Genomic DNA, 19361 nt, shown 5'->3' on the forward strand with positions numbered 1-19361 from the left:
GTGCGGGAGACTTTTCCGTAGAACAAAAAAATACGCCTCTGTTTTTGACCTCAATCCGAAAACTGCCGCCGTTTTGCTGCGCGGATCTCGCGAGCTTGTTGTTCTTGTCCTACGCGAAATGAATCCTCGACGAAATCCATATGCGTGCGTGCGGCGGTTTCTGCGCGGTCCGGGTCGCCGTCGATGATGGCCTGCGCGATTGCCTTGTGCTGCTCAAGCAGTGCTTCACCCGTGCCGTCCATCGAGCGCAGGAAGCGGCGGTTGTAGAACACGCCTTGGCGCGTGAGGTCATAGATGGATGCCATCATGTGGATAAGGGTCGTGTTTTGGCTCGCATCGACAACGGCGGCGTGCAGTCGAAAATCAGCCTCTTCACTGGCATCCTGATCGTCATTCTCCCAGGCTCGCTGCATTTCATCGATGATTTCTGCGATCCGTTCCTTGTCGGACTGTGTGGCGCGCTGTGCGGCGAGGCGGCTGGCAAAGGCCTCTTGCTCGCGCCGGTATTCAAGATAATCGTAGAAAGCACTGCCGTGCCGGGCATAGAGAGACAGAAGGGCGGGCGACATGGCACGACCGGTCAGTGGGGCGATAAAGGTGCCCTCGCCATGTCGCACGGTCACCAAGCCGCGATTTTCGAGGATTTGGAGTGCTTCGCGCAGCTTGGGGCGTGAAACGCCTAGGGCTTCCGCAAGCTCCCGTTCAGACGGGATTTTGCGACCCTCTTTCAGGATTCCATCAACAATCATTGTCTCGATTTGTGCAACGACAGCATCGGCAATTGATTCGTGACCAACGGGATCAAAGAGGCTGTTCGTGCTCATAATTCCTGTCCGGTAGTTAGATTAAAGATCGTCGAAGTTGTTTATAATATTTACCACTAGCTTTCGACATTGCAAGAAAAACTACCCAAAAATACGGATGCTCGCTGCACGTATAAGCGTTTGTTTTTATTGAGTGTCGCAAAATTATTCGAAAATTTTGGGTTATGAAAGGTCAATCTTGGTTATGAGCCACACCACCGCGGCGTAGCCAAATTGGTAAATAAAATTGTTGACTGAATAACAAGGTAAACAATATTTACCACTTAAGCCGTGCTCGCGGCGAGAGTGACAGCCAGACCACCGGCTGATCTTTACCTTGGAGGAGAACCCATGAAGACCACCCTGACATCGCTTGCCGTTGCGGCCTCGCTGCTGGCAGCCCCGGTTGCCCACGCGGCGGATAAGATGCTGCTAAAAACCCCAATCGCGTTTTCAACCGCTCTACCGGGCCTCGGCTCGCCGATCCCGCGCGTGGCCGAACAGCTGGACCTGATGTCCGGCGGCACGCTGAAGATGAAGGTTTACGAACCGGGCAAGCTGGTCCCGCCGTTTGAAATTCTGGATGCGGTGTCTTCAGGCAAGATCAATTCGGGCTATACCACTGCCGGCTACTGGGCGGGTAAGATCCCGGCTGCACCGTTGTTCTCGGCCGTTCCGTTTGGCCCTGAGGCGGGCGAATACATGGCGTGGCTGTACTATGGCAACGGCATGAACCTGTATCAGGAGATGTATGATCAGGCAGGCTTCAACGTCCATGTCATTCCCTGCGCCATTATCGCTCCCGAAACCTCGGGCTGGTTCGCGAATGAGATCAACAGCCCCGAGGACCTGAACGGCCTGAAGATGCGCTTTTTCGGTTTGGGTGGCGAAGTGATGCAGAAGCTGGGTGTGGCCACCTCGCTCCTGCCCGGAGGTGAAATCTTCCCGGCACTGGAAAAAGGCGCGATCGACGCGACCGAATTCTCGATGCCTGCCATCGACGCACGCCTCGGTTTCCACAAGTTGGTCAAGTACAACTATTTCCCCGGCTGGCACCAGCAAGCGACAGTGTTTGAACTGATGATCAACAAGGACGTCTGGAACGAAGCCAGCGATCAGCACAAAGCGATCATCGAAAATGCCTGTAAGGCTTCGATGGCTGACAGCTTTGCCGAAGGTGAGGCGATCCAACACGCTGCGCTGCTGGACAACGTTGAAAACAATGGTGTTCAGATCAAGCAGTGGAACGACGAGATGCTGTCAACCTTCCGCGCGACCTGGGAAGAGGTTGCCGCAGAACAGGCCGCCAACGACGAATTCTTTGCCAAGGTTCTGGCCGACATGAACGAATTCCGTGACGGTTATGCGGTCTGGAAAGAGAACGCATTCCTCCCCCGCAAGTAAATTTGCCACTTGCGATTATCCGGGGGCGGCTTCCTTCCGCCGCCCTCGGACCCTTCTGATTTTCTGTATTTTCCCCAACGACCCGGGCGCATTCACGTCCCCACTGCCAAACTCTTGAGGAGGAGACCATGGCCGAGACACAGCGTCATCAGGACGACCCGATTGAAGTCTATGAAAGTATCCTTGAGCATGGTGAGCCCGACCGTCAAAAGCTGGCAGTAGCGATCGACAACGGCGTCAAAGCGGTAGGTCATGTGGTCATGTGGGCCAACCTGTTGCTGGTTGGGGCCATCGTTTCACAGGTGGCGATGCGCTATCTACTGAACCAGAACTATCCCAAGCTGGATGAGATTCAGTGGCATTTCTATGGTCTGGTGACGATGGTCGGTATCTCGTATGCCTTGGTTACTGACAGTCATGTGCGGGTGGACTTGCTGCACATGCAGCTCAGCCAGCGCGCGCGCCGGATCATCGAGATCATCGGAATTTTCACCCTGCTCGTGCCGTTCATCTATCTGATGATCGATCAGGGCTATGACTATTTCTACGAAAGCTGGAGGGTTAACGAATCCTCGGACAGCCCCACCGGCCTGCCCGCGCGTTGGGCCTTGAAAGGTGTGATCCCGGCCAGTTTTGTATTGCTGGCATTGGCTGCAGCGGCGCGGCTGATCCACGACGTGCACGCGCTATTCATGAATTTGGATGGAGAGCGTCAGGGCAAGGGTCTGCGCCTGATCATCTGGGCCCTTCTGGGCTTTGCTGTGGTCGCAACAGCGCTGACCTTCCTCGTTGAAACAACCGAGGAAAAACTGGTCATCGCCATGTTCCTGACCTTCATCGCGTTGCTGTTCACCGGGTTCCCGGTGGCGTGGACGCTGGCCGGGGTTGGCGTTGCCTATTGCGGTCTGGCCTATCTGTTCGACAATGGCATGATGAACTGGACCGGGCTTGAGGAAACGCTGACCGGTCTGGACTATCTGACGCTGGGCGCTGTGGTGAACCGGGTCTATGCCACCATGTCAAATGCGGTTCTGGTGGCGCTGCCAATGTTCATCTTCATGGGCCTGATGCTGGACGAATCCGGTGTGGCCGAGCGTTTGATGTCCTCGATGCAGCGCCTGTTCGGCACAGTGCGCGGCGGGCTGGCGATCACGGTAACGATGATCGGCATCATTCTGGCCGCCTCGACCGGGATCATTGGGGCGTCTGTGGTTCTGTTGGGTGTGCTTTCGCTACCGTCGATGATGGAGCAGAAATACAGCCCCTCATTGGCCGCCGGTGTGGTCAGCGCTTCAGGCACGCTGGGCATCCTCATCCCGCCGTCGATCATGCTTGTCATCATGGCGGACCAGATGGCGCTATCGGTCGGCGACCTATTTATGGCTGCAGTGTTCCCCGGTGTGATCATTGGCGCGCTGTACTTGACCTATATCTTCGTCATCGCCCTGATCAAACGCGACGTGGCCCCAGTGCCCGAGGGTGCTAAGCGCCCCGACTGGAACGCGGTTAAGGACGTGCTGATTGCAGTGCTGCCGACGCTGGCTCTGATCCTTGCAGTGCTGGGTTCGATCTTTGCGGGCCTGACCACACCGACCGAAGCTTCGGGCGTAGGTGCGCTGGGTGCCACACTGCTGGCGCTGGGGTATCGCAAGCTGACGCTGGCCAAGCTGGTGAATGTGCTGAAAGCCACGTTCAACACTACTGCCTATATCTTCGCAATCTTCTTAGGCGCTACCGTGTTCTCATACGTCCTGCGGGAACTGGGCGGAGATGCCTTGATCGAAGATATGATCCACGGTACCGGGCTCGGTCCAAATGGCACCGTCTTCATGATCCTGTTCATCGTCTTCCTGCTGGGCTTCGTGCTGGACTGGATCGAGATCACGCTCATCGTTCTGCCCTTGATGCGCCCCATCGTGAACGGGCTGGGCCTGGATATCGACGGCTTCGGTGTCATCGATGAACCTGCGCTGGTGTGGTTCGTAATCCTTGTGGCGGTGACGTTGCAGACCTCTTTCCTGACACCTCCGGTTGGATTTGCGCTTTTCTATCTGAAAGGGGTCTGCCCGCCCGAGATCAAGCTGACTGACATCTACAAAGGGATTATCCCATTCGTGATCCTGCAGCTGACCGGCCTGTTCTTTGTCTTCTTGTGGCCGCAACTGGCCACGTGGTTGCCCTCGGTCGCGTATTAACGGAGGGTAGCGGGATGAACGATGCCGATCTGATCAAGCGTCTTCAGGCCATTTGTGGGCGGCGGCGCGTTTTGACTTCGTCGCGCAGCACCCGCCGCTTTCGCCGGGGGTTCAGATCGGGTGAAGGGGACGCGCTCGCGGTGGTTCAGCCCGCTACGCTGCTGGAACAATGGCAGGTGCTGCAGGCCTGTGTTGCCGCTGACAAAATTGTCATCATGCAAGCCGCCAATACCGGCCTGACCGAAGGGTCTACGCCCAAGGGTAGCTACGATCGTGATGTAGTGTTGATCAACACGCGGCGGATGGACGATCTGCATCTGATCAATGATGGCAAGCAGGTCATCAGCTTTCCGGGCAGCACACTGTTTGCGCTGGAAAAGCTGCTGGACCCGATTGGCCGCCAGCCGCATTCGGTGATCGGATCTTCGTGCATCGGTGCCTCAGTCGTTGGCGGGGTGTGCAACAACTCGGGCGGTTCGCTGGTCGAGCGCGGCCCCTCCTATACCGAGCTGTCACTGTACGCGCGGATCACTCAGGACGGCGAGCTTGAGTTGGTCAATCATCTGGGCATGCAGTTGGGTGATACACCCGAAGAAATCCTGACCCGACTGCAGAACGGTGATTTCTCAGCAACTGATATAGAGACCGACAATCGCAAAGCCTCTGACACCGATTACGCCCGTCGGGTGCGTAATGTAGATGCTGAAACGCCAGCACGCTTTAACGCTGATGAGTCGCGTCTATACGAAGCAGCGGGCTGCGCGGGTAAACTGGCGGTTTTTGCGGTTCGGCTGGATACATATGCCAAGAACGAAGCAGAACGTACTTTCTACGTCGGGGCGCATGACACCGAGGCATTCACGGAATTGCGCCGTCGCATCCTGTCCGACTTCAAAACCCTGCCGGTCAGCGCTGAATACATGCATGAGGAGGTATTCGATATCTCTGACCGCTATGGCAAAGACACCATGGTGATGATTGACAAGTTGGGCACCGATCGTTTGCCCACTTTCTTTGCGCTGAAGGGCGCGGTGGACGCGCGTTTGGAAGGCATACCGGTTCTCGGCAATTTTACCGATCGATTCATGCAGTTCGCGATGCGACTTTGGCCCGATATCCTGCCGCGCCGGATGCGGGCCTATCGGGATCGGTATCCGCATCACCTCATACTCAAAATGCGCGATGGCGGTATCGATGAAGCGCGCGATCTACTTAATGACATGACTGCCGAAGACAAGCTGGATTTCTTTGAATGCGACCTGCGTGAGGCAAAGATCGCTGGGCTACATCGTTTTGCTGCCGCAGGTGCAGCCATTCGTTATATGAAGGTTCATGCAGCCGAAGTGGAAGATATCATCGCCCTTGATATCGCGCTGCGCCGCAATGACGTCGACTGGTTCGAAGACTTGCCAGCTGAGATCGCGGATCAACTGGTCGGCAAGCTCTACTATGGCCACTTCATGTGTCATGTTCTGCATCAGGATTACATCGTCAAGAAAGGCGCAGACCCGAACGCGTTGAAGGCCGCAATGCTAAAGTTGCTGGACAAACGCGGCGCTGAATACCCGGCGGAACATAATGTTGGCCATCTCTATGCAGCCAAACCCGATCTGGCAGCTTTCTACAAGTCGATCGATCCCACGAACAGTATGAACCCGGGAATCGGAAAGATGTCCCGCAACAAGCACTATTCGTGAGACGGAACGCTGCTGACCCGTATCCGTTGGATACTACTTGAAGCTGCGGCTGTCCTTGATTTGATCCCAGGCCCAGACGACCTCTTGCAACTGCTCTTCCTGAGATCGGTCACCACCGTTCATATCCGGGTGCAGCACCTTGATCAGCTTCTTGTAGGCTTTGCGAATCTCTGCCTTCGACCAGCTATCTTGCGCTTCGAGGATCTCAATCGCGCGGCGCTCGGTCGGTGGCAGGCGTCGACCGCCGGAATTGGCGCGGCCGGGATTTTTGGTGGCGTTTTCGCCTAGAACCTGATGCGGGTCCTCGATCCCCAGACGTGCCCAGGCACGGGCCTCAGGGTCGCCCATCGGTTTGGTCTCACGCTCCCACACTTTGTCCTTCGAACGCTGCGCGTTTAGTTCGGCCTCGGTGGTGCCGTCGAAGAAATTCCATTTCTGGTTATATTCGCGCACATGTTGCTGGCAGAACCAGAAAAAATCATCCAGCACGTCCGGAGCTTTGGGCGCGCGAAACTTACCGGGTTCTTCACAGCCCTCATGATCACAGATTCGCACCGAAGTTTCGGACGCACCTGACATACCCCGACGGCCGCGCGGCTTCTTTTTCTTAGCGCTCGACACGGACATATCGAATCCGAAGGGATCTGACTTTACCATCTGCACAACCTCACGAAGGCATCTTTTCGACTCGGAGGCAGCAGTTTAATCTAAGCAGCCGAAAGTAGAAGAGGGGGACGGCAATTTATTTGCCGTTGAGCATAAAAATGAGCGTGACCGACGAAATCCGTGAACGATTGCAGGCAGCATTTAACCCGCGTGAGCTGGAGGTGGTTGACGACAGCGAGAGCCATCGTGGTCACGCTGGATATCAGGAGGGCGGTGAGAGTCATTTCAACGTCCTTATTCGTTCGGCGGCTTTCGAGGGGCAATCCCGCGTTGCCCGCCATCGCGCAGTACATACGGCATTGGGGGATATAGTCCCCCGTATCCATGCGCTTGCTCTGGATATCGACGTCTGACAGTCGCGGCCTTGGTTCAGATAAGCGACGATTACGTCGCCAATTCTCTGCGGATTTAATCTCGATCAAGGCATCGCGATATATGAACCTCTAATATTCGCCTCGTCGATCTCCGGTTAACCGGAGCGATCAGATTTGCGGATAATGAGGGCTTTTTAAATGATGACCAAAGCCAGAACGTGGTTCTCGGCACTGTCGACAGTTTCATTGCTGTCGGTTGGTGTTGCGTTCCCGGTTCACCATGCCCAGGCGGAACAGCCGGGTCCGGTAGAAGCCATTGAGTTCGACCAAGCCAAGGCGGCACTTGGCAAACGTTTGTTTTTTGACCCGCGCCTGTCTGGCGACACCGAACTGTCTTGCGCCAGCTGCCACCAGCCGGAAAACGGCTTTACCGACGGGCAGGCCCTATCGGATGCCTATGCCGGCAGCCTGCATTTCCGCAACGTGCCGACGTTGATTAACAGCGCCAAGCGCGCCGCGTGGTTCCATGACGGGCGCATTGGCACCAACCTCAACGACGCGACCCGCGAAAGCATCACCGAGACATACTCGATGAACATGGATATGCGTTTGATGCAGGAACGCATCAAGCAAGATCCGGTTTATGTCGAGATGTTCGAAGCCGCCGGATTTGGCGAGCCGTCGAACGGCGGGGTCCGTAACGCCATCCCGGAATATCTGAAAACGTTGATTTCGCGCGGCGCGCCGTTCGATACCGGCGAGATGTCGGAAGACGCCAAGGCGGGCTATGAGCTGTTCAATGCCAGCGGCTGCAATTCCTGCCACTCGGGCGAGCGGTTCACGGATGATCTGCCGCACAATATCGGCGTGGGCGACAACCCCGATATCTGGGCGACCCCGGAACGTCACATCACCTTTGTGACCATGATGAAGTTCCTCGGCGTCGAGAATTACATGAACCTGCGCGCCGACCCCGGTGCGTATATCCGCACTCACACCGCCGATACATTCGGCACGTTCATGACCCCCACGCTGCGTGAGCTGACCTATACCGCGCCATATATGCATAACGGCTCGATTGCGACGCTCGAGGATGTGGTGGCCTTCTACAACGCCGGTGGTGGCGAAGATGAAAACAAGGATCCGCGCATCAAGCCGCTTGGCCTCAACGAGACCGAACAAGCACAGCTGGTGGCCTTCCTTAAGGCGCTGTCTGGTGAGCCGCTGACCGGCCCCGACTTCGTCGCCGAGGACATCGATACGGACTATGCGCCGATCGAAAACTGGCAAGACGCGACAAACTGAGGAGTGGACCCATGAAAGACCTTAAGTCTTACCTTTCAGGTACAATCGCCACCGCTGCTCTGGTTGCCGCCCTTGGTTCGCAAGCCTTTGCAGAAACCAGCATGGAGATTGAGGCCGGTATCGGCGGGGCAGACCCCGACCCCGATGCGCCATTGGTGGCACTGGGTGAGCCGCCCATACCGCTGGACAACCCCCAGACCGAGGCCAAGATCGAACTGGGCAAGATGCTGTTCTTCGATCCGCGTCTGGGCGGCAACCCGTCGACCCCCTGTTCGGCCTGTCACATGCCGGATGTGGGCTGGGACGTCGAAGCACCAATCTCGTTCGGCTATCCCGGCACGACCCACTGGCGCAACAGCCAGACGGTTGTGAACTCGGCTTATTACGGCAAGCTGTTCTGGGCGGGCTCGTCCAAGAGCCTTGAGAGCCAGGCCAAATCCGCCGCAGGCGGTGCGGTCGCCGGCAACGGCGAGGCCGACATGATGGAGGCGCGCCTGGCCTTCGTCCCCGAATATGTCGAACGCTTCAACGATGTCTTCGGCGATCAATGGCCGCGCATCAGCAACGCATGGCGCGCCATCGCAGCGTTTGAACGGACCATCGTTCAGACCGACACGCCCTTCGACAACTATCTGCGCGGGGATGATGCGGCGCTGACCGACGAGCAGAAACGCGGGCTGGAACTGTTCACCGGCAAGGCGCAATGTTCCGAATGCCACAACGGCGCGCTGCTGTCGGATGAGAAATACTACAACACCGGCGTACCCGCCTATGATGGTTGGCAGGACGATGGTCTGGCGCAGGTCACCTTCCGGTATGAGCTATATGCCAAAGGCTCGACCGAAGAGATGTATCGCCACACCAAGGACGACCCCGGCTTCTATTTCCGCACCAAGGAAAAGGCCGACAAGGGCAAGTTCCGCACGCCCAGCCTGCGCTACACCCTCTATACCGAACCCTACATGCACAATGGCATGTTGGAGACGCTTGAGGATGTGGTCGAGTACTACAACCAGGGCGGCGGCGAGAATGAGTTCGCTGAAAACAAATCCCCGCTGATCCAACCCCTTGGCCTGAATGATCAGGAAAAGGCGGATCTGGTGGCCTTCCTGAAATCCCTGTCCGGCGAGGAAATCCTGATCGAGGAACCCGAACTGCCGGACTACCAGCCGCTTCCTGCGGTTGCAGCAGAGGAGTAAGCGTCATGAAAGATCATAACGCAACCGGATGCAGCTGTTCGGGCGAGGCCAAAAAGGCCTGCACCGTGAACCGCCGCCAGTTCCTGTTCGCCTCGGGTGCCACCACCTTTGCCGTGATGGTGACCATGCCCACCCGCCATGGCCAGGCGGAACAGGTGCCCGCATTGGTATCGACCTATCCGCGCAAGCTGATCGGCAAACTGTCCGAACTGGAACAGGATGTGCCGGTCGAGTTCTACTACCCGGACGAGGGCGACTATTCGGACTCGATCCTTGTGAAAACCGGCGTGGAAAGCGGCGGCGGCATTGGTCCGCAAAAGGATGTTGTGGCCTTCAACCTCACCTGCACCCATCAGGGCGGGTCGATGTATGACAGCTACAAGTCTGAACATAAGGTGCTGGGCCCGTGCCCGTTGCACCTGTCCACCTATGACGTGACACGGCACGGCATCCTCGTCTCGGGGCAGGCCTATCAGTCGCTGCCGCAGGTCCTTTTGGAGCTGGACGGCGATGACATCTACGCCGTTGGCATGTTCGGCCTGATCTACGGCCGTTACGACAACCTGATTGCATAAGGGAAGCGGAATCATGGCAACCCCGTATTACGTACCCGAAACCAACGTCCCGCTGCCGCCCAAAGGGGCCGAGGTCATCTCGACCGCCTGCGACTACTGCATCGTGGCTTGTGGTTACAAAGTCTATCGCTGGCCCGTGACGGCCAAACCCGGCGGCCCCACCGCGGACGAAAACGCGTTTGGCGAGGATTTCCCTGTTGCACCGCTGGGTGCCTGGGTCGCGCCGAACCAACACAATATCGTCCTGCACAAAGGTCAGCCGCACCACGTTGTGATCATCCCCGACAAGGACACGCAATACGTCAACACCGACGGCGACAGCTCTTTGCGGGGCGGGTGTATCGCGCAGAAATGCTACAACCCGCAGACGCCCACTCGCGACCGTCTGAAGACGCCGCTGATGCGAATCTATGGCACGCTGATGCCGGTTCCGTGGGATCTGGCGCTGGATGTTGCGGCTGAGGTGGGCAACCACGTCATCGCCAAACACGGCACCAATGCCTATGGCGTGAAAACCTTCAGCTATCAGTATATCGAGAACACCTATGCGATCTCGAAATACGCGCTGCGCCACATCAACACCGCGAACTTCACCTTCCACGACACGCCGTCCGACGTGACCTCGACCCCCGGTTTCCGGGATGCGGGTTTCGACAATTTCGGTCCGTCTTATGAAGACTGGCGCGATGCGGAAACCCTTCTGGTCTGCGGCACCGACCCGTATGAGACCAAGACTATCCTCTATACCCAGTGGATGATGAAGGGGATGCAGAACGGCCAGAAAGAGATCTATCTGATCCCGCGCCGGTCTGCCGGTGTTGCCCATGCTGAAAAGATGGGTGGCCTGCATATCGACGTTCTGCCCGGCACCGACCTGCTGGTCGTCAACGCCATCGCCCGGGTCATCGTGGAAAATGGCTGGGAAGACAGCGACTGGATCAAGAAATGGGTCAACAACAAGTGGGAAAGCTCGTCCGGCTTCGGTCAGGGCACAAGGAACACGCCATGGCAGTGGCGTACGACCTGGGGCAAATTCCAGACCAAAGGCTTCGAGGATTGGAAAGAGTGGCTGCTGTCGCAGGACGAATTCGCGCCTGAAACCGCTGCTGCTATGGCCGAAATCGACGTGCAGAAAATCTATACTGCCGCCGAATGGCTGGCCAAACCCAAGGCGGATGGCACCCGGCCCAAAACCTCGGTCATGATCGAGAAAGGGTTCTACTGGTCGAACAACACCGGCAACACACAGGCGATCTCCGCTCTGGGCATCATCTGTGGCTGTGGAGGTCGTCCGGGTCAGGTGATTGGCCGGGCCGGTGGTCACCAGCGGGGCGGCGTGAAGGGCGGGAAGTACCCGCGCAACAAGTCGCCCGAGAAACTGCCGGGTCGCCGTCGCCGCGCCATGGATACGGACCGGTATCTGATCGCAGGTCATACCCGTATGGCCCATGTGATCGGCACCACATGGATTCAGGCGATGTGTGGTTCACAACAGTTAGCTGACAAGTTCGAGGAACTGACCGTCCGCAACCCGCATCAGATTGCGTCTTTCGACAAGCAAGAAATGATCGACACGCTGAAGGCCCGCGCCGACAGCGGTGGCATGGTGGTCATCAACCAGGACATCTATCTGCAGGATCCGATCGGCAACCGCTATGCCGACATCGTGTTCCCTGCAGCGACCTGGGGCGAAGAGGACTTTCTGCGCGCCAACGGCGAACGCCGCCTGCGCCTGTACCAGAAGTTCTATGATGCGCCCGGTGCGGCCAAGCCCGACTGGTGGATCATTGCGCAACTGGCACAGCGGATGGGCTTTGACGGGTTCGACTGGCAGAACTCGAACGAGGTCGCCGAAGAGGCCGTGCGCTTTACGCGCGGGTCGCGCAAGGACTTCCACGCGGTCTTCCGTCTGGCAAAGAAAGAGGGCAAGGGTCTGCACCAGAAGGTCCGAGAATTCGGCACCGATGGTGTGCAATGCCCGGTCATGCTGGATGCCGACGGTGTCACGCTGATTGAAACCAAGCGTCTGCATGACACAACCCGCACGCTGCCCGATACCGGTGCGGCTGGTGCGGATGTATTCAACAAGAAGCTGACGCACTTCAACAGCCAGACCGGCAAGTGCAACATCCAGAAATCGCCGTGGGGCCTGTTCTCGGATTACTGGGAATGGCTGAAACCCAACAAGGACGAAGGCGAGTTGTGGGCCACATCCGGTCGGATCAACGAACGCTGGCAGTCTGGTTTCGACGACCGCCGCCGCCCCTATATCGTGCAGCGCTGGCCGGAAAACTGGGTCGAGATTCACCCCGACGATGCGGCCGAGCGTGGCATCGAAAACGGTGATTACGTGATGGTTTACTCGGAACGTGTTCCGGGCAACAAGCACACTTTGCTGGGTGTGGAAGGCGACGACTTCCAGTTCTCGAAACTGATGGAGAACGGGCATATCGAACTGACCAAAGCGGCGATCACCGCCGTGGCCATGGTTACGCCCGCCATAAAGAAAAGCGTCGTTTACATGGACTTCCTGCACATGCAGCAGCCCGCCAACGCGCTTGAGGGCCGGATCGTCGACTGGATCAGCGGCAACTACAACTACAAGATGGGCGTTGCCAAGGTCCGCAAGCTGGGGCCGAGCCCCTACAAGACCTCGTTCCGCACGATGTCCTTCGCGCCGCGCGATATCGCCTGACGCTTTTCCGGGGGGCGGACGCCATGCCGCCCCTCGGGTCCGGTCCCACTGCAGAAGGGACCACCTGGAAGGCAGGCTTCGGTTGGGAAACCTGTCTTCCACATTCACCCAACCCGTCCCAACGCAAAACATGGCAGACCTGATATGAACATGCATTCCGATACCGCCCTGCGTGACGAGGCCACCAGCCTGTTCTCCGACTACGCAAAATCTGATTATGACGTGATCCGCCTGCGCGCCATTCAGGCCCTGGCCGCCATTGGGGCCAGTAACAGCCCGGCCTTGATCGAGGCGCTGTTGGATGATGACGAAGACGTCCGGCAAGACGCAGCCCAAGCGCTGGGCGCGCTGGGCGTAACGGAGGCCGCGCCGCAACTGCTGGAAAACTTGATCCATGATCCCTGCGGTGAGGTGAAACTGGCCTGCGTCACCGCTCTGGCCGAGTTGAAATCCGAAGACGCGGCGCCTTACCTGCGCACGCTTGTCACTGGTCGCGGCGAGGATATCACGTGGGACGAGGACGAGCTGCATCAGGATGAATGGGACGACTGGCTGGATACTCAGATCGCGGCGATCAAAGCGTTAGGTCGCATGGGCGATGCGGCTGCGATTGAACCCATTGTCATGGCCCTGATGGACGAAGACGGGCAAGAACTGGGGGATGTGGCCTGCGAAGCGCTGGGCCAGATCGGTACGCCGTCCGTGCCGACCTTGGGTGTGTTCGCTCAATCCTCGAACCGCCGTCTGCGTCACCGCGCTCTGCGCACGCTGGCCACCATCGGAGGACCCGAGGCCGAAGCCATTTTGCGCAAGGCTGTCACCGACAAGGACGGGGCCGTGCGTCTGATCGCCTATGAGGCGCTGATGCCAAGCGACCCCGCATTGGTCGAACAGGCGCTGACCGACGCAATCGAGGATATTCGTATCGCGGCGCTGAACCTCTCGGGCTTCTCGGAACCCGAACTGCTGGACCGCATGATGCGCGACCCCGGCGCCAAGGTGCAACTGGCGCTGATCGACCGGCTGGACCGCAGCCAGCCTATCGTTGATCAAGACGACCTGCGCTGGCAGGTGCTGGATTTCCTGGCAACCGGACAACAGCCTGAGGTCTCGGCGCAGGCGCTGGGCCTGCTGGCGGCGTTGGCCCCGCAACTGGTGGCAGATCGGCTGAACGCGCTGTTCTCGGTCGAGGCGGACGACCTCAAGGCCGAGCGTATCCAATGGGCCATCGTCGACGCGCTGGCGACCTCGCCCCTGCGTGAGGCGGCAGAATGGCTGCAACGAGCCTGCCGCGCGCCCTTCCGGTCGGTGCGGCTGAAGGCCGTGGCCTCGCTGGCGATGATTGTTACTGACACCGACCGCCCGCATGTGAACCAGCAGCAGGGCCGCGAATTGCTGCTGTCCTTCGCGCTCGCCCCGATGAGCGTGGTCGAAGACGCGCACGAGGAAGAGGCCCCGCAAACCGACATCGCCGCGCTTGAAGAGGCAGGGCTGGATGTATCCGACGGTGGTGAAAACGGCCCTACCTCCAGCCTCGGCGCAATCCTTGGCCATGACGCTATCGCGGCAGAGATGAAGAAAGAGGCCGAGGATGATGCCCTGCACCCCCTGACGCCACGCGAGCAGGCATTGTTGGTCAAGGCCACCCGCCATCCCAAACGCCGCCGCGTGGCGTTGGATGACAATGCCGAAGCCTTGGAGCGTGAGACCCGCATTTCGGCCATCCGCCTGCTGGGCGACGTCACAGGTATGCAGATCATGCTGGCGCAGATCGCGCAGGACCCCGAGACCGAGATCGCTGCGCAGGCGCTGGCGGCACTGGGCTTGTCGGTCGCGCGCAATGGGTCCGAACTGAAGCAGTCGCATTTGATCGAGCTGATCACACAGGGGCTTTCGCATACCGATGCCAATCTGTCCCTGCAGGCGCTGAACCTGCTGCAACAGGCTGACCTGCCACCGCAGGATGCGCTGCGGGGCAAATTGCGGGCTATGCTGAAAACCGGAGATACTGCCTTTCGTATCGACGCCATGCAGATTTTGACCCGCTGGGACGGGACGGCCGATGTGGCGCGCAGCTTGCTGGACGATGTCTCGGCCCCGGTACGGCAGGCGGCGATGCGGCTTTTGTCTGAAACGGCCCCGGATCAGGCAGGTGCGGCCATCGTACCCTTCCTTCTGGCCAATCCTGAGCAACGGATCGTGACCTATGTCAATGACAGCACCCCTGCCTTGGTGTCCATTGGGCGCGAATTGTTGGCCGGATTGCGCGACGAGAACCGCCGCGCCCAGTGGCCGGTGTTGATCAGCGCTTTGGCCGACCTGTTGGGAGACCCCTACCGGGCGGTCTGAAACCGGAGGGATAGATGGCGATTTCGCTGAAACTAGGCGCGGCGATTCTAACGGGGGCAATGGCTTTTGGTAGTGTCGCACTGGCCGAGGAGATCCCCGAGGTTGCCGTAGTTCATCAGGTCATCGACCTGAACGCCGACACTCCGGCGCATGCATTTCGGTTCGAACCCAAATTCCTGCAGGTTCCCGCTGGGGCGACTGTGCGTTTCAAAGGCTCGACCGGGCGGCACACGGTCACTGCCATTCCTCGAATGATACCCGTGGGCGCGCGCGTCTTCGAGATTCGGGGCAAACCCGAACTGGATCTGACTTTCGAGAAAGAGGGAGTCTACGGCATCCGTTGCCGCGTTCATGGGCGTCACGGAATGGTCATGCTGCTGGTAGTTGGTGATCCAAGCTCGAATCTCGAAGAAGCCAAGGCCTATCTACCTAAACTTGGAGAGGCCGAGCGGGTCGGTTTCGAAGAGCTCTTTGCGTATGTGGAGGCCCAAAATGGCTGATGGATGTGCCTGCGACCACCATGCTCATATGTACCTGACCGTAGATGACGCCCTAAGGCGCGGTTTGTCCGTGGCCAACCCCATCACGGATACCGAAACACTACCGCTGGTGCAGGCTATTGGCCGGATATTGGCCGAGGATTGCTCTAGCAAGGTAGACATGCCCGCCTTCGATAACTCGGCTATGGACGGCTATGCCGTTCGCAGCGCCGATCTGGGCGAGGGGCCTGTGTTCGAACTGCTAGTTGGCGGTCGCATAGCCGCCGGCGATAGCGGCGCACACGATGCGCCAGATGGCAGTGCCTTGCGTATATTCACAGGAGCGCCGGTGCCGTCCGAGTTCGATGCGGTATTAATGCAGGAAGACTGTGAGTTTCAGTCCGATCGCATCCGGTTCAACCGCCGTCCAAAATCCGGTCAGCATATCCGTCGCGCGGGCGAGGATTTGAAAGCTGGTGCCCCGATCCTGCGGCGCGGGTGTGAAATTTCCGCGCGCGAGGCTGCCGCGTTGGCCTCGGCTGGTTATGGCGAGGTGAAGGTTTTTCGCAAGCTCAAGGTCACGATCTTTTCGACCGGCAGCGAGCTGCGCCAGCCGGGTGAAGCGCTTGGCCCCGGACAGATCTACAACTCGAACCGCTACATGCTGTTGGCTTTGCTGGATAAACCCTGGATCGAACTAGCCGACCGAGGCCCGGTCGAAGATGATCCGGTGCTGCTGAAGCAGGTCTTGAGGGAGGCCTGTAATAGCTCGGACCTGATCATCACCACGGGCGGTGTTTCGGTCGGGGACGAAGACCACATGCCGCGCCTGTTCAGTGAAATCGGTGGCGAAACCGAGGTGATGAAAGTGGCGATGAAACCCGGCAAGCCGATCATGTTCGGTTGTCGGGGTGATGCGCTTTATGTGGGCCTGCCGGGAAATCCGGTTTCGGCCTTTGTGACGTGGCAGATCATTGGTGCGCGGATGATGGAACGCCGTGCCGGTCTGCATCGGAACGAACGCACCCCCGAGCAGGCGGTTTTGGCAGAACCTCTTCAACGCCGCGCGGGGCGGCGTGAGTACCGCCCGGTAAGCATCGACGGATGTACACCGAATGGCGCACCGCGATTGCGCCTGATGGCCGAGTCTTACAGCGGGCGCGTTGCCCTTCTGGCGCAAGCCAATGGGTTGGCGATCATTCCGGCGGAAACTGAGGTGTTACCAGCCGGGACAGTTCTGGAGTTCCTTCGGTTCTAGTAGGATCCCGATGCGCTTGCGGTATCAAATTCTTTAGTCAACGAGCGCCCTTTGCTGTCGATGGCGCGCGGCTGTAGGCCTTTGGTGCCGACCTATGTCGGGACCTTCGGGGATCGCCGAATGCTCTGTCGCGAATGCGCGCGCGACGGGCAGCTAGGTGACGTCCTTGAACATGTAAGTGGTCGGCTCCAGCCGATCCTCAAACGGGTTTCGGCAATAGTTCGGAATTTCTCCGGCAATCTGAAAACCCATCGACTGATACAGCAAGCGTGAAGGATCGCTGCTACGGGTGTCCAGCACCAGCATCGTGCGTTTCAATTCCCGAGCTCGCTCATGCAGTGCCTCCATCAGCGACCGACCCAAACCGCGACGGCGAGCCTGCGGATGAACCAGCAGCTTTGCCACATCCGCGCGATGCGGCTGGTTTGGCATTGCGGCGGGGATCAGTTGCACCGTGCCCAGAATGCGTCCGTCACCATATGCGACAAACAGATCGAGTGTCTCCGCGCGGAGTTCGGGCTGCACCCTGTCCCGCCAATAGGCGCGGGCATCGTCCCGCGAAAAAGGAAGGATGAACCCGATACTAGCACCGGTATGGACACAGCGGTGCAGGATATCGGTCAGATCCTCAAGCGCTTCGTCGAAATATTCCTGTGGCAATCGCGTAATCATATCAGCACCAACAGATAGCGCGCACCGCGTTTGGGTCCGGTTTCGAACTGCGTTGGCCCCGACAGGTGATAGCGAAGGCAGTCGCCGCCGCTGAGCGCATGGGCAATCCCGTCCACTGTCAACGTTAGCCCTCCATCAAGTAGGATCAGGTGGTGCTCCTGTCCCGGCTTGGGCGGAGTATCGTAGGTGATGACAGTACCTGGGGGCAAATGACCTTCCATTACTTCTCCACTGAGGCCAGTCGCCGGTGGTGAAACCGAACGGCGTGTAAACCCGCTTTCGGGGTCATGCCATTCAGGCTGCTTCTCGAAAGGTACTTTGGGATCGAAACTGTCTTCGACCATCATCAGCAGGCGTGACATGGGCAGGCCGTATGCCGCGCATAAACGGCCAAGCGTTTCAGCGGTAGGGCTGACATCACCGTTTTCCATTCGCGATAGTGTCGCCCGGCTGATCCCACTTTGGTCTGCCAGCTGCTCAAGCGACCAGCCATGACCCTGGCGCAGCTCGTTCAGACGCTTAGCGAGGCGGTTTGATAGTGTGTCGAGCATGGCTCACATATGGGAATCAGTTACGAATATGGGATTATTGCCTTGCTTTACTTCAAACACAATAGAAAAAGGGCGCAGAAATCTGCGCCCTTTTGCTGCTCGGGTATCGGACTGGATTACTTCCAGCCAACTTCGTTATAGATTTTCTGTGCCTCGGGGATGTTTTTAGCGGCCTCTGAGAGGTTCACCTCATCCGCTTTGAATTCCCCCAGAGCGGCCACGTTCTCAGCCAGCGCGACGCCTTCGACAGCGGGGTATTCATCGTTTCCGTTCGAGAAGTAGACCTGGGCCTGATCGCTTGCGAGATACTCAAGGAACTTAATCGCGTTTTCTTTGTTCGGCGCGTTTGCTGCAACACCCGCACCCGACAGGTTCATATGTGCACCTTCGGCATCCTGTGCCGGGAATTGCACGCCGATCATCTCGATATCCGCGCTTAGACCCTTGACGTCTTTGCGCATAGCGCGGGCCATATAGTATGTGTTGGCAACCGCAATCTCGCACTCGCCTGACACGATGCCGCGCAGCTGGTCTGTGTCACCGCCCTGAGGTTCGCGTGCCATGTTGGCGGCGACACCTTCAGCCCATTTCCTGGCTTCTTCCGCGCCGTGATTTGCAATGATCGATGACAATAGTGTCTGGTTATAGATATTGCCGGACGAGCGAATGCAGATCTGCCCTTTATACTCCGGTTTTGCCAGATCCAGATAGGTTGCGGGTGGGTTGGCGACATCAGCCTTGTCAAAGAAGATGATCCGTGCGCGCTGAGAAAAGCCGTACCACTGATTGTCTTCGTCCTGAAGGTTTGCCGGAATACGCTCCTCTAAGATTGCGCTCTCGACCGGCTGCAGGATGCCTTCGCTCTTGGCACGGGCCAGGCGCGAGCTGTCGACCGTCAGCAGGACATCAGCGGGCGAATTCGCGCCTTCTGCTTTCATCCGTGCGATCAGTTCGTCGGCTTTGCCTTCGATGCGGTTGATGGTGATGCCGGTGGCCTCTTCGAAGTCGGAATACAGGCGTTCGTCGGTGTCGTAGTGGCGCGAGGAATACAGGTTCAGCTCGCCCTCGGCTGCGGCAGAGGTGGCGATCAGGGCCGTCAGGGTGGCGGCAAAGCAGGTAGAGGATTTCAGCATCATTTGTCCCAACATTGAAAATCGTGACGGGAATTAACCCGACTGATTTGGTCAATTAAACGATTC

The 19361-nt window shown here is 58.4% G+C and carries 16 protein-coding genes; 11 read left to right on the forward strand and 5 right to left on the reverse strand.

Features of this window, described 5'->3' with window-relative positions:
- Nucleotides 1-50: 50 nt before the first annotated feature.
- Nucleotides 51-824, reverse strand: a complete 774-nt coding sequence (locus I5192_RS17465; RefSeq protein WP_223117410.1) for a FadR/GntR family transcriptional regulator — start codon at nucleotides 822-824, stop codon at nucleotides 51-53.
- 330 nt (nucleotides 825-1154) lie between these two features.
- Here I5192_RS17465 and I5192_RS17470 point away from each other — a divergent pair, with 330 nt between their 5' ends.
- From I5192_RS17470 to dld, 3 genes are all read left to right on the forward strand, one after another.
- Entirely contained in the window at nucleotides 1155-2207 is a 1053-nt protein-coding gene (locus I5192_RS17470) for a TRAP transporter substrate-binding protein (protein ID WP_170513809.1), read from the forward strand.
- Between the two features lie 128 nt (nucleotides 2208-2335).
- Nucleotides 2336-4402: a TRAP transporter large permease subunit gene (locus I5192_RS17475; RefSeq protein ID WP_223117411.1), complete on the forward strand. Its 2067-nt coding sequence runs from the start codon at nucleotides 2336-2338 to the stop codon at nucleotides 4400-4402.
- Between the two features lie 14 nt (nucleotides 4403-4416).
- Entirely contained in the window at nucleotides 4417-6099 is a 1683-nt protein-coding gene (gene dld / locus I5192_RS17480) for a D-lactate dehydrogenase (RefSeq protein WP_223117412.1), read from the forward strand.
- Nucleotides 6100-6132: 33 nt separating this feature from the next.
- Here the strand turns inward: dld and I5192_RS17485 are convergent, their stop codons facing one another.
- Nucleotides 6133-6756 (reverse strand): DnaJ domain-containing protein, encoded by a 624-nt coding sequence (locus I5192_RS17485; RefSeq protein WP_170398478.1) that lies wholly within the window; start codon nucleotides 6754-6756, stop codon nucleotides 6133-6135.
- Nucleotides 6757-6863: 107 nt separating this feature from the next.
- On the opposite strand from I5192_RS17485, the gene I5192_RS17490 reads away from it, so the two are divergent.
- The 8 genes from I5192_RS17490 to glp all read left to right on the forward strand — a co-directional run bounded on the left by I5192_RS17490 (nucleotide 6864) and on the right by glp (nucleotide 16939).
- Nucleotides 6864-7118 (forward strand): BolA family transcriptional regulator, encoded by a 255-nt coding sequence (locus I5192_RS17490; protein ID WP_170398480.1) that lies wholly within the window; start codon nucleotides 6864-6866, stop codon nucleotides 7116-7118.
- Between the two features lie 162 nt (nucleotides 7119-7280).
- Entirely contained in the window at nucleotides 7281-8384 is a 1104-nt protein-coding gene (locus I5192_RS17495; protein ID WP_170425699.1) for a cytochrome-c peroxidase, read from the forward strand.
- An 11-nt stretch (nucleotides 8385-8395) separates the two neighbouring features.
- Entirely contained in the window at nucleotides 8396-9583 is a 1188-nt protein-coding gene (locus I5192_RS17500; protein ID WP_255611992.1) for a cytochrome-c peroxidase, read from the forward strand.
- 5 nt (nucleotides 9584-9588) lie between these two features.
- Nucleotides 9589-10158: an arsenate reductase (azurin) small subunit gene (locus tag I5192_RS17505; protein ID WP_223117413.1), complete on the forward strand. Its 570-nt coding sequence runs from the start codon at nucleotides 9589-9591 to the stop codon at nucleotides 10156-10158.
- A gap of 13 nt (nucleotides 10159-10171) precedes the next feature.
- Entirely contained in the window at nucleotides 10172-12853 is a 2682-nt protein-coding gene (locus I5192_RS17510) for an arsenate reductase (azurin) large subunit (protein ID WP_170664170.1), read from the forward strand.
- A 150-nt stretch (nucleotides 12854-13003) separates the two neighbouring features.
- On the forward strand, nucleotides 13004-15202 hold the full coding sequence (locus I5192_RS17515) for a HEAT repeat domain-containing protein (protein ID WP_223117414.1): 2199 nt from the start codon (nucleotides 13004-13006) through the stop codon (nucleotides 15200-15202).
- A 14-nt stretch (nucleotides 15203-15216) separates the two neighbouring features.
- Entirely contained in the window at nucleotides 15217-15702 is a 486-nt protein-coding gene (locus I5192_RS17520) for a plastocyanin/azurin family copper-binding protein (RefSeq protein ID WP_223117415.1), read from the forward strand.
- Nucleotides 15695-16939 (forward strand): gephyrin-like molybdotransferase Glp, encoded by a 1245-nt coding sequence (gene glp / locus I5192_RS17525; RefSeq protein ID WP_223117416.1) that lies wholly within the window; start codon nucleotides 15695-15697, stop codon nucleotides 16937-16939. The genes I5192_RS17520 and glp overlap by 8 nt, the downstream gene beginning before the upstream one ends.
- Before the next feature lie 153 nt (nucleotides 16940-17092).
- On the opposite strand, the gene I5192_RS17530 is transcribed toward glp, so the two are convergent.
- The 3 genes from I5192_RS17530 to I5192_RS17540 all read right to left on the reverse strand — a co-directional run bounded on the left by I5192_RS17530 (nucleotide 17093) and on the right by I5192_RS17540 (nucleotide 19295).
- Nucleotides 17093-17611, reverse strand: coding sequence for a GNAT family N-acetyltransferase (locus I5192_RS17530; protein WP_170425708.1), 519 nt, complete (start codon nucleotides 17609-17611; stop codon nucleotides 17093-17095).
- Nucleotides 17608-18162 carry a helix-turn-helix domain-containing protein gene (locus I5192_RS17535; protein ID WP_170513838.1) on the reverse strand — a complete coding sequence of 185 codons (555 nt, stop codon included), beginning with the start codon at nucleotides 18160-18162 and terminating at the stop codon, nucleotides 17608-17610. Before I5192_RS17535 ends, I5192_RS17530 begins: the two co-directional genes overlap by 4 nt.
- 116 nt (nucleotides 18163-18278) lie before the next feature.
- A complete protein-coding gene (locus tag I5192_RS17540) occupies nucleotides 18279-19295 on the reverse strand; it encodes a Fe(3+) ABC transporter substrate-binding protein (protein WP_170398498.1) in 1017 nt (338 codons plus the stop codon).
- Between the last annotated feature and the right edge of the window lie 66 nt (nucleotides 19296-19361).

It is taken from the genome of Ruegeria sp. SCSIO 43209 (assembly GCF_019904295.1).
In the GTDB taxonomy this organism is placed as follows: Bacteria; Pseudomonadota; Alphaproteobacteria; order Rhodobacterales; family Rhodobacteraceae; genus Ruegeria.

Coding starts and splice junctions, on each gene's coding strand:
- I5192_RS17505 (WP_223117413.1), top strand. CDS start 9,589: ATGAAAGATCATAACGCAACCGGATGCAGCTGTTCGGGCGAGGCCAAA.
- I5192_RS17540 (WP_170398498.1), bottom strand. CDS start 19,295: ATGCTGAAATCCTCTACCTGCTTTGCCGCCACCCTGACGGCCCTGATC.
- I5192_RS17515 (WP_223117414.1), top strand. CDS start 13,004: ATGCATTCCGATACCGCCCTGCGTGACGAGGCCACCAGCCTGTTCTCC.
- I5192_RS17490 (WP_170398480.1), top strand. CDS start 6,864: ATGAGCGTGACCGACGAAATCCGTGAACGATTGCAGGCAGCATTTAAC.
- I5192_RS17520 (WP_223117415.1), top strand. CDS start 15,217: ATGGCGATTTCGCTGAAACTAGGCGCGGCGATTCTAACGGGGGCAATG.
- I5192_RS17535 (WP_170513838.1), bottom strand. CDS start 18,162: ATGCTCGACACACTATCAAACCGCCTCGCTAAGCGTCTGAACGAGCTG.
- I5192_RS17500 (WP_255611992.1), top strand. CDS start 8,396: ATGAAAGACCTTAAGTCTTACCTTTCAGGTACAATCGCCACCGCTGCT.
- glp (WP_223117416.1), top strand. CDS start 15,695: ATGGCTGATGGATGTGCCTGCGACCACCATGCTCATATGTACCTGACC.
- I5192_RS17475 (WP_223117411.1), top strand. CDS start 2,336: ATGGCCGAGACACAGCGTCATCAGGACGACCCGATTGAAGTCTATGAA.
- I5192_RS17485 (WP_170398478.1), bottom strand. CDS start 6,756: ATGGTAAAGTCAGATCCCTTCGGATTCGATATGTCCGTGTCGAGCGCT.
- dld (WP_223117412.1), top strand. CDS start 4,417: ATGAACGATGCCGATCTGATCAAGCGTCTTCAGGCCATTTGTGGGCGG.
- I5192_RS17495 (WP_170425699.1), top strand. CDS start 7,281: ATGACCAAAGCCAGAACGTGGTTCTCGGCACTGTCGACAGTTTCATTG.
- I5192_RS17465 (WP_223117410.1), bottom strand. CDS start 824: ATGAGCACGAACAGCCTCTTTGATCCCGTTGGTCACGAATCAATTGCC.
- I5192_RS17470 (WP_170513809.1), top strand. CDS start 1,155: ATGAAGACCACCCTGACATCGCTTGCCGTTGCGGCCTCGCTGCTGGCA.
- I5192_RS17510 (WP_170664170.1), top strand. CDS start 10,172: ATGGCAACCCCGTATTACGTACCCGAAACCAACGTCCCGCTGCCGCCC.
- I5192_RS17530 (WP_170425708.1), bottom strand. CDS start 17,611: ATGATTACGCGATTGCCACAGGAATATTTCGACGAAGCGCTTGAGGAT.